Genomic DNA, 15,677 nt, shown 5'->3' on the forward strand with positions numbered 1-15,677 from the left:
CCATTAAATTAAGACTTTTAAACAAAACAAAAGCAAGCGTACATAGGCACAGTACCCTTAATGTTACGCTTTATTGTGCTAGTTTACAATCATTCTAATCAAGAATTCAATAATATCAAATAGTTATTTAAACTTTCGTCACAATTTCGTAATACCTTAGTTTATTTCTGGCAAATATTAAAAACTATGTATATTGATTGGAATGCTCAACTAAATGAACATACAAAAAACCGTGAAAATGATGCAAGCATCATTCACGGTTTTATTTTATTAATTAAGCATTTTGTGTATATTCATTAACAAGTGCTACAACTTCGTCAGATGTTGCACAGTTGACTGCTTTAGCTGCTAATTCTTTCATTTGTCCTTCGCTTAATCCTCTGATCAAACGACGTGCTTTAAGAATAGATGTCGCACTCATTGAGAACTCATCTAAACCAAGACCTAATAATAAAGGAATTGCAGTTTGGTCTCCGGCCATTTCACCGCACATACCTGTCCATTTACCCTCAGCATGTGATGCTTCAATTACACGTTGAACTAAACGTAAAATTGCTGGGTTGTATGGTTGGTATAAGTATGAAACGCGTTCTGACATACGGTCAGCAGCCATTGTATATTGAATCAAGTCATTTGTTCCGATACTGAAGAAGTCTACTTCTTTAGCGAAGACATCTGCAAGTGCAGCTGTAGATGGAATTTCTACCATGATACCTAATTCGATATCATCTGACACTTCAACGCCTTCATTTTTAAGGTTTTGACGTTCTTCTTCAAGCAATGCTTTTGCATCGCGGAATTCTTGAATCGTCGCAACCATTGGGAACATAATGTTTAATTTTCCGTAAACAGAAGCACGTAATAACGCACGTAATTGCGGACGGAAAATTTCAGGTTGTGCTAAGCACAAACGAATAGCACGGTAACCTAAGAATGGGTTCATTTCTTCAGGCAAGTCAAGATAAGGAAGTTCTTTATCTCCACCAATATCTAAAGTACGAACAACAACACGTTTGCCTTCCATTGCTTCAAGCACAGCTTTGTATGCTTCGAATTGTTCGTCTTCAGTCGGCATTTGATCGCGTCCCATATAAAGGAACTCAGTACGATATAACCCAATACCTTCTGCGCCGTTTTCGATTACACCTGGTAAATCGTTAGGTGTTCCGATGTTGGCAGCTAATTCTACATGATGGCCGTCTTCTGTTACAGATTCAGAATCACGTAATTTTTGTAATTCTTTTTTGTCTTTGAAGAAGTTATCGCGTTTTTCTTGATACTCTGCCACAACATCTTCGCTTGGATTGATAATAACATCACCTGTCATACCATCTACGATAATGATGTCGCCCGCTTCCACTTCTTCTGTAATAGATTTAGTACCTACTACTGCTGGAATTTCTAATGAACGACTCATGATGGCAGAGTGAGATGTTCTGCCTCCAATGTTAGTTACGAATCCTTGCACATATTGTTTGTTAAGTTGTGCAGTATCTGAAGGTGTTAAGTCATTCCCGATAATGACAACACTTTCATCAATGATACTTGGATTTGGTAAATCCACACCTAAAATATGTGCTAATACACGTTTAGATACGTCGCGGATATCTGCTGCACGTTCTGCCATGTATTCATTGTCCATTGATTCAAATATTGTGATAAATTGATTTGAAACATCTGTTAATGCTTGTGCCGCATTAACATTTTCGTTTTTGATTTTGTCTTCAATAGGTTGGATAAGTTCAGGATCTTCAAGTACTAATAAATGTGCATCGAAGATCGCAGCTTTATCTGCGCCTAATTGTTGTTCAGCATTGTTTCTGATTTTAGTCAATTCAACTTTTGATGTGTTAAGTGCGCCGTTAAATTTAGCAACTTCAGCCTCTGTATCAGTGACCGTTTCATTATCAAACGTTAAGTCAGGTTCAACTAATAAATAGGCTTTTGCGATTGCAACACCGTCAGATGCTGCAATCCCGTTAATTGTTTTAGCCATATTATTTAGTTAAGCCTTCTTTTGATAAAACGTCAGTGATAGCTTGAATTGCATCAGCTTCGTCGCTTCCGTCAGCATAGATAGTGATGTCAGCATCTTTACCTACGCCTAAGCTCATAACACCCATAATTGATTTTAAGTTGACTTTTTTGCCGTTATATTCTAATTGAATATCTGAATCAAATTTTGAAGCTGTTTGTACAAGCATTGTAGCTGGACGAGCATGAATACCTGTTTCGTCAATGATAGTGTATGATTGTTGTTCCATAATAATCTTTCTCCTTCGCATCCATTAATTGGTGATAAGCTCACCTGAACATTATTACACCTTAACATTACCAAAATATGCCTCTAAATTCAATTTGTTTAACCCTTGCAGAGACATGATTTTAGTGTTTTTGTGAAAATATGCACAATTATTTTGCTTACTTATTCTCTAATAACTTTTTGGCAACGTTTTCACATTTTTGAATGTGATCTTCGCCCATTTTCTTCATAAAGTAATAACTGATTGAAGCTGAAATCGCTTGCCCGACAAACGGGAACCATTTCGTCTGTTTGGCTGCTGTTCTTTTCGCAACATCTCTGACAATTATTTTCAAAATACCTTTAGAAATCGTTCTGCCGATAAATTGACTGCCTTGGATAGATGCCGCAGCTAACACACGTTCTTTCAAGTCATCACTCATACGATTCACTTGTTTATGATCTACACCGTAAATTTTATTGATATCTTCGATAATATCTTTCATCAGCTTTAAGTCGACACCGAAACCTAAACCGGGAATCGGAACGACACTTGCTGTAGATGATAAAAATGATTTCTTTCTTACAAGCTCTTCCGCGCGTTCGCGTCTTTCCTGCAAGTCTTTTGCATTAACCGGTAATCTCCCTTTTTTTGAAACAGGGTCGATTTTTAAGACTTTATGACCGATTTTATCAGTCGTGCCTTTAATAAATTTATCTTTTATCCCCATATTTTAATTCTCCTCTATTATTACTTCTTCCTCTTTATGTGATACCCGAACGAAGACGACTTTTAAATATTTGGATGGCTTGAAATGCGGATGTGTTTTGAAATCTTTTGGAAGTCCCATAGCTTCTTCAATCTCAAAATCAACATTTTGCTCGTTCAGCGTCTTTTTAATCATGTTTTTAAACGTTTTTGAAGTCAGTGCACTTGAGTTGGTACTTAAAATCAAAGTACCGCCATCGCTGAGTATCGGCAATGCCTCTTCGATTAATTTGTGATAGTCTTTTTGCACAGTGAATACTTTCTTTTTATTGCGTGCAAAACTTGGCGGATCAATCACAATTGTGTCATAAAGCTTGCCGTGTCTTGCCGCATAATGATAAAAGTCAAACGTATCCATCACATAAATATATTGTGTTTTCGGGTCTATACCATTTACCCCAAAATTCTCTTCCGTCAAACTTCTTGAGCGGTTAGCTAAATCAACACTTGTTGTTTCTAACGCTGTTTGAGCCGCAATGACTGAGAATGCGCCTGTATAACTGAATAAGTTTAATACACTGCGCTCAGGTGCATAAACATCTCTCAATTTCTTTCTGACTTCTTTTTGGTCTAAGAAAATACCTGTCATAGGTCCATCGTCTAAATCAACATTATAAAATGTGAAGTTTTCTTCGATGACAATCGGGAATTCAGGTGCTTCACCTGTCACAAAGCCGCTTTTTACATCACTGTCTTTAAAGCGTGTCTTTTCGAAAATAGATGTATACGGGAACACAGCTTTGATTGCTTCTAGTACATTATATCTGAACTTATAAATACCTTTTGAATACCATTGAATCAATAAATGGCGATTATAATAGTCGATTGTCAAACCGCCTACACCGTCTCCTTCTGCGTTGAATAGACGAAACGCATTTGTACCATCGATATCAAAATAATATTGTCTGTAATCTAAAGCCGCTTCAAACAAACCTTCAAAGAATGAAGTATCGATTGTTTCTTGTGCATCATAACTTAATACCCAGCCAAGACCTTTATGCTGACGGCCTACGTAAGCCGTAGCAATATAACGGCCGTCATCAGTAATGATATGGAAAATATCCCCGTCTTTTAAATGACTATGTTCAAAAATGTCTTCTTCATCTACTAAAGGATACTGGTTTAAATATTTTTGTTCTTTGCCTTTATTTAAAATTGCTGTCTTCATAATTATTATTCCGCCTTCTATGTGTAGTTACTTTCATCTTAACGTATAATACAGTCCCTTTCTAAACAGAACAACTAAAAAAATAAAAAAGCCGAGAAATCTTTATTTGATTTCTCGACTTCAGCTTGTTGTTAATGGTCCGGTGTTCTTAATTGAATAATAAATGCAATGGTTACCGCAACAAGCATTATAAATAAAATCGGTGTGATAAAAATTGATAATAATAAGCCATGAATCATAATGTTCACGAATTCAGTAAGTAATTTGAAGAACAAGATACTTACCATGAAGAGTTGTGCATAGTACAGTTTGCCGCGTAAGAAATGCGTCAATGTTGTAATAATATAAGCGATGATGACAAGCAGCAATAGGAATAAAGTCACCCATTCAATAACATAAGATGTCTGTGACAATTCCCAATCGCCTGACATAAATAATCCATTACGGTTGTTCAATTCTAATAATGTGAATAAGAACAGAATCGTTCCGCAAATTAACTCTACAATACCTGGTTTGATCCATTTCGGTCGACGCATCCAATTCGGAATATCGTCTTCCTGCAAATCAATTTTATCTTTAATTGTCTTTTTAATTTTATCTTTTTTTGTTCTGATTTTCTCTAAGTCAATGCTTCTGCGTGTACGGTGTGTGAATTCTTGGGTACGTTCTTGAATTTCACGCAATTGTTCTTTCGTTTGGCTGATTGCACCATTTTTATCAGTTCTAGAGTATTCCATCTCTTCTCCAAGTTCTGCTTTAGTTAAAGGCAATGAACGTCTTAGGAATAAGAAGTTCCAAATCGACATTTGGCCTAAACACCACATCACTAAGAAGAAAGCATTGACACTTAAAATATCAATCAATGCAATTTCATGACTCTCTATTCTTCCGTATAACGAAATCTGAGATATTAAATAACTGATACCATACGTACAGATGATCCATAAATAATGTTCCTTCTGATGGTCGCTGTTAAGTTCGTCCTTATAAACAATATAGCCAATATGCACAATGAACGGGATAATAAAGATAACTGCGAAGAAACCGTAGACTTGTGTCATAAAGACAATTGTGATGAGGAAGAAAAAGATTCCTATTATAAGGAAGAAAATTGAAATATCATAATCATATTTTGTCGTGATAAATAACAAATAGCCGATCCAAAGCAATGCAACGCCGAATAAGATGATTAAGATGGCGCTGATGATAGGGAAATGGCCGATAAATTGACTCATAATCCGGATAATTTCAATAAAGAATGCATTGATGAAATCCCACACATTATTAATATGTAAGTCAACCTTGCTCCCCTTAGCAAGTTTATGGATGAATGATAAATTGAGCAGTACAATGATGCCAATTAAAAGTGAAACAATGCCAATAATCAAACTAAAAATGATCTCAGCGTGCTTCTTTATATACGACATGTTTTTCACCTCATAGTTATTATATATGAACAGACGTGTTGTGTCTTTAAAAATTATAGTAAATCATTCTATGGTAGTATATTAGAATTGGTCAGCACACTCAATCCTTTACTTTTGTTTTTACACAAATTTAATCTTTTGTCATCTTAATTCAATACCCGTTCTTATAAGGATGAATCGCAAAATGACCTTGACATCTAGTACTAAAAAGCATACATTTATTATAAATCAAATGAATAAATGCACTAGGGGTGTTTCGAACTGAGATGAAGCACATGCTTCAAACCCTTCGAACCTGATCTAGCTTGGACTAGCGTAGGAAAGTGCGGAAGATGAACCGGTTGTCGATTGAGGGTGGTACCGGTTTGTTCCGATGCCTGTTTCACGCTGCTTGCTAGACAAGTTTGCGTGTTTTTTATTTTTATAGGAGGAATTGATTCATTATGTCTAAAGGGCTTAAACTTTCAGATATCTTAGTTACTGTGTTAATCGCAGTCATCTTTGCAATCATTTACAACATTTGGAACCTTGTATACAAAGCGATGCAAGTGACTGGATTGCACTTAGAAGAATTATCTTATGGTATGTGGTTTGCTGCAGCTGTTGTTGCTTACCTGATCATTCCTAAAGCAGGCGTCGCTTTACTCGCTGAATTTGCTGCGGGTGCTGGTGAAACTATCGTCATGGGACGCTTTGATATTGCAACAATTATTTACGGCTTGCTTCAAGGTTTAGCATGTGAAATTATTTTTGCGATTTTCCGTTATAAATCACGCAAATTAATGGTGGCAGTCATTGCTGGTTTAGCAGCTGCACTTGTTACTTTCCCTATCGACTTCTACTATGGTTATCTTGGTGAAGTTGCAGGATGGAACTTATTCTTATATGTGTTCTTCCGTTGTATCAGCGGTATTGTATTAGCAGGGATTTTCCCATACTATCTTGTCAAAGCACTGGATCAAACCGGAGTTACCAAACTCTTCCGCCCTGCTTCTAAAAAAGATTACGACAATTTGTAAGGAGATATTATCTTGTTATTTGCTCAAAATTTACGACTCAAATATCCAAATGCACAAAATAAAATCTTTGATGGTTTAAATATAGAAATACCTGACAAACAAAAAGTCTTGCTTTTAGGTCCATCAGGCTGCGGCAAAAGTACTTTGCTTAATGTATTAAGCGGTATTGTACCGAACTTGATTGAATTGCCTATGAAGTATGATGACTTAAAAGCAGATTTAAACAGCGGTGTCATTTTCCAAGACCCGGATACACAGTTTTGTATGCCTAAAGTATATGAGGAATTAGCATTCGTATTAGAAAACAAACAAGTACCGCGTAAAGATATGGATGCGTTAATTCAACGTGCTTTAGAATCTGTAGATTTAGAAGTAGGTCCAAAACAAACCGTGTCTCAATTAAGCGGAGGTATGAAACAAAAATTAGCTATTGCTGAAACGGTACTCCAAGAAGCAGATACCCTCTTCTTGGATGAACCGACCGCTATGCTGGATGTAGATGCGACTGAGGATTTATGGAATAAAATCAAAGAGATGTGGCAAGATCAAACTGTACTCATCGTTGAGCATAAAGTAGAACATATTTGGGAACATGTCGATCGTGTCATATTAATGGGCCATGGCGGCCACATCATTGCTGATGACACACCTGAGGTAATATTGAACCAGCATGAAGATTTATTGACAGAATACGGCGTATGGCACCCTAAAGCTTGGGACCATGCACCACAACCAAATTTAAACGCTGCTGCACCTTCAAAAGCACGCTTTAAGTATACAGAGGGTGAAATTATCAGAGGCAAAAAGACCTTGATTCAAGTCCCTGACTTTGAAATTGGTGATGGCGAGTGGATTACGATTACCGGTAAAAACGGTGCCGGTAAAACCACTTTATTAGAATCGATGATGCAGCTGATTAAATATCGCGGTGCCATGTCCTATGACGGCCAACCGCTTCACAAAATTAAAGAAGCTGCCCAGCATATGTACTTGGTCTATCAAAATCCAGAACTGCAATTTATCACAAATTCAGTTTATGAAGAGATTTTCATCAACTTCAGCGGCCCTGATGCAGAAGCAGAAACAAAACAACTGATACAAATGTTGAATTTAGAAGCTGTTCAAGAACATCACCCGTTCGAATTATCTATGGGTCAAAAACGTCGATTAAGCGTCGCAACAGCGCTAAGCTCTCATGCTGATATTATCTTATTAGATGAGCCGACGTTTGGTTTAGACAGCCGCAACACATTTAATTTATTATCACTTTTCCAAAAACGTGTTGCACAAGGACAAACCATTATAATGGTTACACACGATCCGCATATTATCGAACGCTACCCTACAAGACGTATTGAGTTGCGCGATCATATGTTATGTGAAGATGAGCTTTTTGAAATGGAAGGTGAAGACAATGTTTGAAGCATGGAAAAAATATTTCACCTTCGTAGATGAAGTCAATATCATTACCAAATTAGGTTTAGGTATTTTCTTATTCTTCTTTGTCATCTTTATACACAATTTTGATGTGATGATTTATTTAACCGTTCTGATGTTATTATTCTTACTCATCTTTGGCGGTATGAAGTTTAAGATAACAGCACTATTTGTAGTTTATACGATACTATTCAGTATCATCTCAGCACTGTTCATGATTTTCTATGGTGATGGTACACATACGCTATTTAAGTTAGGATTTATTCATATTACGACAGAAAGTTTAGTCAGAGGTCTGCATTTATCAATGCGTACAGATACTGTAACTTTCTTTGGAATTGTGATGGCATTCACTTCTCAAATTGTGATGATCTTCTACAGTTTAATGCAGCACTTAAAAGTAAAACCTAAAGTCGCTTATGCCTTTATGGCAGCGATACGTATGGTACCTTTAATCATCAGTTCATTTGTACAATTAAGAAAATCATTGAAGATGCGCTATCGTATGGTGGATAAATCCAATTACAGAGGCTTTAAACGCATCAAGCATTTGATGATTCCTCTATTAAGCCAAAACATCCGAAAAGCACATCAACTCTCTGTTGCGATGGAGAAAAAAGGATTTAAAGATGGTCCGAGAACTTATTATTACTACCCACCATTTAGTTATCGCGACTTGATCTTTATCTTACTCTTCGCCGCAATATTAAACACTGCTATATTATTAGCACATTATGTGCCGATTACAGGCATCATGGATGTACGTGGTTGACACATTTCGATGTAGTTTTTAAAATAGCTATCGGGCTGTTAGTCGTCGAGCTGCAGCCCAACCAATATTTACATTTTCATTCATCCATATTTTTCCCAGCAGTAGACGGTTACCGATTCGACCGTTTGCTGCTTATTTTTATAATAACCATCATTTCTTTTTTTAGTTAATACACCCCTATTATAAATGCTATAATTAAGGTAATCAGATTTACACATACGATGGGAGGCAATTTTCATGAAGAAACGTAACGATGCATACGAAAAAGGCTACCAACAAGCCGTAAGAGAAATTGAAACCATGACAAAACTTAAAAATAAAAAACGCCGACTTAACCGTTTTATCAAAAAACGCAAACGTGCTTGGCGCTTCCGCCAACTTTTCAATAAACACAGCTCTCGCTTTGTGGCTGGCTATAAACAAGCCTATATCGATATGGCAAAATCAACACCTGATGAGTAAGGGATGAACTGCTCCCTGTCAAGTAGACAGGAAAAAAACAAAAAATAATTTATTAGGAATCTGATAAACAAATTTTAAGTTACTGTACAAATGAGTTGATAAATCTCGTTTGTACAGTTTTTTTATTCTCCTAGCGCACTATCGTTTGCTTGATCTGGTAAAAAAGTGGTGCGCTACGCACACTACTTCTTTTACCAGATTATTTAGGGTAGACATTAGTTAGAAGTTAAGCAATTAATCTTTCCATTTCCAAAGTAATTCTCTCATTGTTGTAAAAATCAATGTATTCTTTAAACTGCGAGCGTGCAGTTTTTATATCCTTGAATTTATAATGTCTATTACCGCGATAAATTTCTGATTTCATTATTCCCCAAAATGATTCCATTGGACTATTATCTATGCATCGTCCGACTCGTGACATGCTTTGAATAACACCTTGCTCATCGAGCAAGAATTTAAAATGTTTGCTTGTATATTGAAAACCTCTGTCGCTATGTAGTATTAAGCCGCTTATATTTTTCACTTTCTTTAACGCTTTATTGAAAGTATTAAAAACCAGCTGATTGTTATTTGAATAACTTATATCATAGCTTACAATTTTACCTGTTCCGAGATCTCTGATAGCGCTTAAATAAAATTTCCTTCCATTTTCTAAAATAAGTTCTGTCACATCTGTTACCCATTTTTTGTTAGCTTCCGTTTCACTAAATTCTCTATCTAATAAATTCTCTGCAGTAATAGTAGGTGTTGAGGGTCTATATCTTTTTCTTGCAGCACGTATGCAAGATTTTAGACCTAATTTTTTCATTAAACGATATACTCGTTTACGACTTACTTTTTTATCCAGTCTTAAACAGATATATATACGAATACGACGATAACCATATTTACCGTTGTATCTATTGAAAATCCACAAGATTTCTTTCATTAATATTTCATCTTCAATTTCACGCTGTGTTTTAAATTCTCTTCTCTTTCTCCACTTATAATAACTGGCTCTAGAAATTCCAACCACCTTACATAACAGAGTTATTGGATATTCATTTTTTAAGTCTTCTATTACAAGGTACTCAACTATTTGTCTAAACGGCGATTGATCAGCTCTCTTTCTTTCTCCTTCAACTTTTTTAAAATCTTGTTTTCCATTTCTAAGTATTTGATTCTTTCTTCAAGAGCTTTTGTTTTAGCTAATGCTTGTTCTTCATCAGTCATTGTCTGAGTTGGCTTACCTTTACCTCTTCCGTCTACAAGACCGGCACTTCCAAATTGTTCATATTTTTTAACCCAACTATATACTTGGCCATAATTAACATTATATTTTAAAGCTGTTTTCTTATAATCTTTTTCTGACTCAATACATGCTTCTACTATTTCTACACGTTCTTCGAACGTTGTTTTTCTCGCTTTCATTGAATACACCCCTAGTAATGGAGAATATGAAACATTCTCTTTTCCTAAAGTATATCGTTTTATCCAATCCCTAACAGTAGAATATGCTGGAATATTATATTTTATTGCTAAATCAACAGCAGAAACACCTTCAGTTAAGTATTCCTGAACAATTGTTTCTTTAAATGCTTTACTATAAGTATTATTGCTTTTCTTTGGTAATAGTACCTCAACGCCATGTACTTTATATTGGTGATATTTAAACATCACCTGTTTACGATTTAATTCTATACCACTCTTTTCTATAGCTTCATTACAACTATAACCTTCATCTATTAAACTAAATGTTAAGAGAAATAATTTAATGTCACTTTCGAGATATTTAGACATAAGAATGCTCCCCCTATAGTTTTGTTTTTTTAGTGTCTACTATAGGGGGAGCATATCAGGAAATCCCCCTTGCTCATTTTTTATAACAAAACAATAGTAATAGATGTGCAATCGTATTATGTGAGTAGTTCATATATATTTAAACTGGTGCAGACACACGACTAACTTAATATAAAAAACCAACCAAACAATTCAGAGAAAAAGTTTGGTTGGTTTAATGTATCTTCGATTATTGTTCGTGTTTAATTGCTTTATCACAAATGTCTCTGCGATAGAATAAGCCGTCACTTTCAATTGCATCTGCTTTTTTGTAAGCTTCTGCTTTTGCTTCTTTGACAGTTTTGCCTTCGCCAGTGACTAAGATGACACGGCCGCCAGAAGTGACATAGTCGTCGCCTTCTTTTTTCAAGCCGCTGACAAATGTGCTGCCGTCTAAATTGAAGCCTGAAACTTTAACGCCTTTTTCGTAAGCACCTGGATAGCCTTTAGAAGCAAGCATCACACCTGCGACTGCTTCGTCTTTCCATTTGAATTCAATTGGTTGACGTGCTTCTAAATCTAAGATGTGCTGCATTAAATCGCTTTCCATACGAGTTAAGAGTACTTGTGCTTCCGGATCCCCAAAGCGTGCGTTAAATTCAATGACTTTCGGTCCTTCTTCTGTAAGGATGGCACCGATATAAAGGACACCAAAGAATGGATACCCTTCTTGTTGCATCGCTTTTGCGATAGGTTGTGCAATTTCTTCATTCGTACGTTTTAATACGTCTTGTGAGATATGAGGTACTGGACAATAAGCACCCATACCGCCTGTATTCGGTCCTTTATCACCGTCATAAGCGCGTTTATGGTCTTGTGCAATCGTATCAAACGGTACTGCATAGTCTCCATTGACGAAAGTCATTACAGAGTATTCTTCACCTTCCAAGAATTCTTCGAAGACTACTTTGCCTTCTTCTTCTGGATAAAGTGTTTCAACGCCTTCTTTCGCTTCTTCGCGTGTCATCGCAATAATAACACCTTTACCTGCAGCTAAACCATCTTTCTTCAAGACAACTGGAATTTTACAGTCTTCCACATACTTTAATGCTTCTGTTTTAGAATCCACTTCAACATACTCAGCTGTCGGAATACCGTATTTCTCCATGATATGTTTTGCAAAAGCTTTAGAGCCTTCGATTTGAGCAGCAGCTGCGCCTGGTCCGAAGACTTTAACGCCCGCTTCGCGCAATTTATCGCCTAAGCCTTCAGTTAACGGTTGTTCAGGACCTACAACTGCCCATTCAACACCATTTTCTGCAGCGAATTTCACGATTTCATCATGTGCTGTTTCAGCGATTTCACCATGCACTTCAGCTACAGTTTCCATCGCTGCATTTCCAGGAATTGCATACACTTGGTCAACAAGTTCAGATTGATTTAATTTATGGGCAAGAACATGTTCACGTCCTCCGCCCCCGATAACTAATACTTTCATCTTGAGCATTTTCCTCCTGAATGATTAATGTTTGAAGTGACGTACACCTGTCATTACCATCGCAATGCCGTGTTTGTCAGCCATATCAATTGAGTCTTGGTCTTTAATAGAACCGCCTGGTTGGATAATTGCTTTAATACCCGCTTTAGCAGCTAATTCTACTGTGTCATCCATAGGGAAGAAACCATCAGAAACCAAAGCAACATTGTCGTTGATTTCAATTGCACGTTCAATTGCAATTTCTGCAGATCCGACACGGTTCATTTGTCCCGCACCGATACCTACTGTTTGATGATCGTTGCTTAAGATAACGGCATTACTTTTAACCGCCGCAACAACTTTCCAACCTAATTCCATTGCTTTCCATTGTGCTTCAGTCGGTTCAGCTTTTGTGACAACTTTCATATCGTCGCGTGTAATTGTTTTAGTATCTTTATCTTGAACTAAGTAGCCGCCTGAAACAGAAACGAATTCTTGTTCATCATGGTCTAATGTCATATCTACTTCTAATAAGCGGATATTTTTCTTTTGAGTTAAGACTTCAAGTGCTTCATCTGTGAATGAAGGTGCAATCACAACTTCTAAGAAGATGGAATGTAATTTTTCAGCTAATGCTTTTGAAACTGGACGGTTGACCGCAACGATACCGCCGAAGATAGATTGGCTGTCTGCTTCATAAGCATTTTGATAAGCTTCTTCGATTGATTCGCCTACACCAACACCGCAAGGGTTCATGTGTTTCACTGCAACAGCAGCCGGCCCTTCGAATTTCTTAACTAATGCGAGTGTTGCGTCCGCATCTTTGATATTGTTAAAGCTTAATTGTTTCCCGTGTAATTGTTTAGCGCCTGCAATAGTATTATCTGCATCTGAAGTACGTACAAAGTAAGCAGTTTGTTGAGGGTTTTCACCATAACGCAACTGTTCTTTGTTTTCTTTAAAGAAGTTCACAATCGCATTATCATAATCATTTGTATGTTCGAATACTTTAATCATTAATGATTTGCGGAAGTTTTCATCTAAAGTATTGTTTTTCAAATGTTCAATTACTGTATCGTAGTCTGCTGGATCTACAACTGTTGTCACATGTTTAAAGTTTTTCGCTGCTGCACGCAACATTGTCGGTCCGCCGATATCAATATTTTCAATCGCATCCATTTCAGTAACATCTGGATTTGCGACTGTTTCTTTGAATGGATATAAGTTCACAACAACCATATCAATCAAGTCGATACCTTGTTCTTTTAATTGTTTCAAATGTTCTGGTTTATCGCGATCTGCTAAGATACCGCCATGTACTGCAGGATGTAAAGTTTTAACACGGCCATCCATGATTTCATCAAATTGTGTTAAGTCTGAAACAGATTTAACTGGTACACCCGCTTCATCTAATGCACGTTTTGTACCGCCTGTTGAATAAAGTTCATAATCTAACTCAACTAATGATTTGGCGAAATCTACAATGCCGCTTTTATCTGATACACTTAAAATTACTTTTTTCATGATAGAAATTGCCCCTCTTATCGAATAATTTTTGCGATGACTCTAGGATAAAGTTCATATTCTAAATTTTTAATACGTTCTTCTAGTTGTGCTTTGGTATCATCCGGATGAATCTCACAACGACTTTGCTCGATAATCTCACCAGTGTCCATACCGCTGTCTACATAATGCACGGTTGACCCTGTTTCTTTATCTCCGCTTTCATAAGCTTGGCCGATAGCGTCAATACCTTTAAATTTAGGCAATAATGAAGGATGAATATTTAAAATTCGTCCTTCATATGCCTCTAATAAGTCTGGGCCGATTAAACGCATATAACCGGCTAAGACGATCCATTCTACTTGTTCTGCTTTCAGCAGCTTTATTAATTGTTGTTCGTATTCTTTTTTAGAATCAAACGTTTTAGGGATTGTCACATGTACAGGCACACCTAGTTGCTGTGCACGTTCAATCGCATAAGCATCATCATGGTCTGTGTATAATGCTGTGACTTCAATATTTTGCAGTTGTCCCTCTTTGACACGTTGTACAATGTTTTCAAAGTTGCTGCCAGAACCTGACGCAAAGATTGCTACTTTAGTCACGCTTTAACCCCCGTTAATTCGATTGGTTCTTCTTTACCTTCAACAATTTTACCGATTTGATAAGCAGTGACATTTTGTGCTTTCAAGATGTCTAAAGCTTTGTCAGCATCTGCTTCATCAACCACTAAAGTGAAACCAATACCCATATTGAAGATATTGTACATTTCTTCAGTGTCGATGCTGCCTGCTTCTTGCAGCCAGTCAAAGATTTTCGGTGTAGTGAAAGATTGCACATCAATTTCAGCTGTAACACCTTCAGGCAAAGCACGCGGAATATTTTCATAGAAACCGCCGCCAGTGATATGTGTCATCGCATGCAATTTCACTTGTTCTTTAACAGCTAAGACAGGTTTTACATAAAGACGTGTAGGTTCTAAGAAAGTCTCTAAATACGTACGTCCGTTATCGAACTCTGCATTTAAATCAACACCAGATTCTTTGATTAAGTGACGCACTAAGCTGTAGCCGTTTGAGTGGATACCGCTTGATGCCAAACCAATGATTACTTGGCCAGGTTTGACAGATGAACCATCGATGTAGTCATCTTTCTCAACAGCACCTACCGCAAATCCGGCTAAGTCGTATTCGCCTTCATGATACATTTCGCCCATTTCAGCAGTTTCTCCGCCGATTAAAGCAGTGTTTGTTTCTTCACAGCCGTCGCTGACACCTTTAACAATTTGTTCGATGACTTCTGGTACTACTTTGTTTGTCGCAATGTAGTCAAGGAAGTAAAGCGGCTCAGCGCCAGTCGTTAAAATGTCGTTGACACACATAGCGACTGCATCGATACCGATTGTGTCATGTTTGTCATTGTCGATAGCTAATTTCAATTTAGTTCCAACACCGTCAGTACCTGAGACTAAGACAGGTTTTTGCATGTTTAATTGTGATAAATCAAACGCTGCACCGAAACCTCCTAATCCGCCAAGCACCTCTTTACGCATTGTACGTTGCACATGGCTTTTCATACGTTCTACTGCTTCATAGCCGGCATGAATATCTACACCAGCATTTTTATAAGACTCTGCCACAGCT

Annotated in this window: 14 protein-coding genes and 1 riboswitch; of the genes, 4 read left to right on the plus strand and 10 right to left on the minus strand. The window is 37.0% G+C overall.

The window, feature by feature from the left end:
- Positions 1-274 precede the first annotated feature (274 nt).
- From ptsP to auxA, 5 genes are all read right to left on the minus strand, one after another.
- Positions 275-1,996, minus strand: coding sequence for a phosphoenolpyruvate--protein phosphotransferase (ptsP, locus tag MUA90_RS09670; RefSeq protein WP_262586588.1), 1,722 nt, complete (start codon positions 1,994-1,996; stop codon positions 275-277).
- Between the two features lies 1 nt (position 1,997).
- Entirely contained in the window at positions 1,998-2,264 is a 267-nt protein-coding gene (locus MUA90_RS09675) for a phosphocarrier protein HPr (protein ID WP_105993794.1), read from the minus strand.
- A 157-nt stretch (positions 2,265-2,421) separates the two neighbouring features.
- Entirely contained in the window at positions 2,422-2,973 is a 552-nt protein-coding gene (locus MUA90_RS09680; protein ID WP_262586589.1) for a DUF697 domain-containing protein, read from the minus strand.
- A 3-nt stretch (positions 2,974-2,976) separates the two neighbouring features.
- Entirely contained in the window at positions 2,977-4,179 is a 1,203-nt protein-coding gene (locus MUA90_RS09685) for a class I SAM-dependent rRNA methyltransferase (RefSeq protein ID WP_262586592.1), read from the minus strand.
- 131 nt (positions 4,180-4,310) lie between these two features.
- On the minus strand, positions 4,311-5,606 hold the full coding sequence (auxA, locus tag MUA90_RS09690; protein ID WP_262586594.1) for a lipoteichoic acid stability factor AuxA: 1,296 nt from the start codon (positions 5,604-5,606) through the stop codon (positions 4,311-4,313).
- 237 nt (positions 5,607-5,843) lie between these two features.
- A riboswitch (TPP riboswitch) is annotated at positions 5,844-5,945 on the plus strand.
- 104 nt (positions 5,946-6,049) lie between these two features.
- Here auxA and MUA90_RS09695 point away from each other — a divergent pair.
- The 4 genes from MUA90_RS09695 (at position 6,050) to MUA90_RS09710 (ending at position 9,296) form a co-directional block, all read left to right on the plus strand.
- Positions 6,050-6,625 (plus strand): ECF transporter S component, encoded by a 576-nt coding sequence (locus tag MUA90_RS09695; protein WP_105993790.1) that lies wholly within the window; start codon positions 6,050-6,052, stop codon positions 6,623-6,625.
- A 12-nt stretch (positions 6,626-6,637) separates the two neighbouring features.
- Positions 6,638-8,047, plus strand: a complete 1,410-nt coding sequence (locus MUA90_RS09700; RefSeq protein WP_262586597.1) for an ABC transporter ATP-binding protein — start codon at positions 6,638-6,640, stop codon at positions 8,045-8,047.
- Positions 8,040-8,834, plus strand: a complete 795-nt coding sequence (locus MUA90_RS09705) for an energy-coupling factor transporter transmembrane component T family protein (protein ID WP_262586599.1) — start codon at positions 8,040-8,042, stop codon at positions 8,832-8,834. The genes MUA90_RS09700 and MUA90_RS09705 overlap by 8 nt, the downstream gene beginning before the upstream one ends.
- 237 nt (positions 8,835-9,071) lie before the next feature.
- A complete protein-coding gene (locus MUA90_RS09710; RefSeq protein WP_105993787.1) occupies positions 9,072-9,296 on the plus strand; it encodes a hypothetical protein in 225 nt (74 codons plus the stop codon).
- Between the two features lie 226 nt (positions 9,297-9,522).
- Here the strand turns inward: MUA90_RS09710 and MUA90_RS14095 are convergent.
- The 5 genes from MUA90_RS14095 to purM all read right to left on the minus strand — a co-directional run bounded on the left by MUA90_RS14095 (position 9,523) and on the right by purM (position 15,673).
- Positions 9,523-11,075 (minus strand): IS3 family transposase gene (locus MUA90_RS14095; RefSeq protein WP_398577347.1). Its coding sequence is split into 2 segments (ribosomal slippage): positions 9,523-10,395 and positions 10,398-11,075, totalling 1,551 coding nucleotides; the frame shifts between segments, so codons are not numbered across the junction.
- A 229-nt stretch (positions 11,076-11,304) separates the two neighbouring features.
- Entirely contained in the window at positions 11,305-12,552 is a 1,248-nt protein-coding gene (purD, locus tag MUA90_RS09725) for a phosphoribosylamine--glycine ligase (RefSeq protein ID WP_262586602.1), read from the minus strand.
- 24 nt (positions 12,553-12,576) lie between these two features.
- Positions 12,577-14,055: a bifunctional phosphoribosylaminoimidazolecarboxamide formyltransferase/IMP cyclohydrolase gene (purH, locus tag MUA90_RS09730; RefSeq protein WP_105993785.1), complete on the minus strand. Its 1,479-nt coding sequence runs from the start codon at positions 14,053-14,055 to the stop codon at positions 12,577-12,579.
- A gap of 17 nt (positions 14,056-14,072) precedes the next feature.
- A complete protein-coding gene (purN, locus tag MUA90_RS09735) occupies positions 14,073-14,639 on the minus strand; it encodes a phosphoribosylglycinamide formyltransferase (protein WP_105993784.1) in 567 nt (188 codons plus the stop codon).
- Positions 14,636-15,673 carry a phosphoribosylformylglycinamidine cyclo-ligase gene (gene purM, locus MUA90_RS09740; RefSeq protein ID WP_262586605.1) on the minus strand — a complete coding sequence of 346 codons (1,038 nt, stop codon included), beginning with the start codon at positions 15,671-15,673 and terminating at the stop codon, positions 14,636-14,638. Before purM ends, purN begins: the two co-directional genes overlap by 4 nt.
- Positions 15,674-15,677 lie beyond the last annotated feature (4 nt).

Origin of the sequence: Staphylococcus sp. IVB6181, assembly GCF_025561445.1 — a bacterium.
Classification (GTDB): domain Bacteria; phylum Bacillota; class Bacilli; order Staphylococcales; family Staphylococcaceae; genus Staphylococcus; species Staphylococcus simulans_B.

Excerpts from the sequence above, each read along its gene's own strand:
- purD (WP_262586602.1), bottom strand. The coding sequence starts at position 12,552 with ATGAAAGTATTAGTTATCGGGGGCGGAGGACGTGAACATGTTCTTGCC.
- auxA (WP_262586594.1), bottom strand. The coding sequence starts at position 5,606 with ATGTCGTATATAAAGAAGCACGCTGAGATCATTTTTAGTTTGATTATT.
- MUA90_RS09675 (WP_105993794.1), bottom strand. The coding sequence starts at position 2,264 with ATGGAACAACAATCATACACTATCATTGACGAAACAGGTATTCATGCT.
- MUA90_RS09680 (WP_262586589.1), bottom strand. The coding sequence starts at position 2,973 with ATGGGGATAAAAGATAAATTTATTAAAGGCACGACTGATAAAATCGGT.
- ptsP (WP_262586588.1), bottom strand. The coding sequence starts at position 1,996 with ATGGCTAAAACAATTAACGGGATTGCAGCATCTGACGGTGTTGCAATC.
- MUA90_RS09695 (WP_105993790.1), top strand. The coding sequence starts at position 6,050 with ATGTCTAAAGGGCTTAAACTTTCAGATATCTTAGTTACTGTGTTAATC.
- purH (WP_105993785.1), bottom strand. The coding sequence starts at position 14,055 with ATGAAAAAAGTAATTTTAAGTGTATCAGATAAAAGCGGCATTGTAGAT.
- MUA90_RS09685 (WP_262586592.1), bottom strand. The coding sequence starts at position 4,179 with ATGAAGACAGCAATTTTAAATAAAGGCAAAGAACAAAAATATTTAAAC.
- MUA90_RS09705 (WP_262586599.1), top strand. The coding sequence starts at position 8,040 with ATGTTTGAAGCATGGAAAAAATATTTCACCTTCGTAGATGAAGTCAAT.
- MUA90_RS09710 (WP_105993787.1), top strand. The coding sequence starts at position 9,072 with ATGAAGAAACGTAACGATGCATACGAAAAAGGCTACCAACAAGCCGTA.